The following is a 987-nucleotide window of genomic DNA, read 5'->3' as shown; positions in this document are numbered from 1 at the left end:
CACCCACCCCCATACCGCCGGTCGCCGCCCCGCCGGTCCGCCCCCGGCGGGGCGGGGACCGGCATCGGACGCACGAGAGCGCCCCGTGCCCACGCCCTTCGGGGCTGGGACACGGGGCGGTCCTCGTTCGGAATCCGGAAGCCATCGACCGGACGCCACCGGGGCGGCCGGTCACCGGCCGCCTCAGTCGAAGACGGACCAGCAGGTGGTCGGCTTGGCGTTGGCGGGGTCGAGCGCGTTGGTGACCTCGTGCCAGGCGACCCGGTCCGTCAGCGCGATGGCCAGGTGCTCGGATACGTCGACCGGGCAGAGGTCCTGGAGGAGCACGTTGTTGACTCCGGGCTCCTCGATGAACTGGGTGCGGAAGGGGGTGACGACCTGGTCGTACCGGGTGGCGATCACGGTGTAGTCCACGCCGGGAACGGTGTAGCCGTCCCGGTTGAGCTCGGTGATGAAGTCCGAGCCGGCCACCTGCTGTTCGAGCGCGGGGGTCAGGCCGTCGAGCAGGTCGCGGGCGCCGGGGAAGAGGTCGAGCAGCCGGGTGAGGCCGAGGAGGGTGGTGCCGTTGGTGGAGGGCGCGAGCGCGACCAGGGCGTTGACCTTCCCGGCGGCGTCGTCGTGGTGCTTGAGGTAGTAGCGCGGCATCATGCCGCCCTGGGAGTGGCCGACCAGGTCGACCTCGTCGGCGCCGGTGGTGTCCAGTACCCGGTCGACGAACTCGGCGAGTTCGCCCGCGGAGTCCTCGATGGGGCCGAGGCCGTGGAAGACGGGGACGAGCGGGAGCTTGCCGTAGTCCAGGGAGAAGACGCAGTACCCGCGGTTGGCGAGGTACGGCGCGAGGCCGAGCCAGTTGGAGGTCTTGTTGCCGAGGGTGCCGTGCACCAGGACGACCGGACGCGGGTGGTCGTCGGACGGTATACAGCGGTCGTCGTTCCAGGCGCCGCCCTGCGCGGCGACGGAGGTCGGGGCGGCGCCGGGGGCGGAGAC

Annotated in this window: 1 protein-coding gene; it reads right to left on the bottom strand. The window is 72.1% G+C overall.

Annotation, left to right across the window (positions count from 1 at the left end; all coding sequences use genetic code 11):
* Positions 1-183 precede the first annotated feature (183 nt).
* Positions 184-987 (bottom strand): esterase/lipase family protein (locus tag E0D90_RS25795; RefSeq protein WP_130800318.1); only part of this gene is annotated, 804 nt, incomplete at its 5' end.

The sequence above is a fragment of the Streptomyces otsuchiensis genome, from assembly GCF_004305975.1.
In the GTDB taxonomy this organism is placed as follows: Bacteria; Actinomycetota; Actinomycetes; order Streptomycetales; family Streptomycetaceae; genus Streptomyces; species Streptomyces otsuchiensis.
The sequence above is the reverse complement of the archived record's forward strand: the minus strand, read 5'-3'. Positions and strand labels throughout refer to the sequence as shown.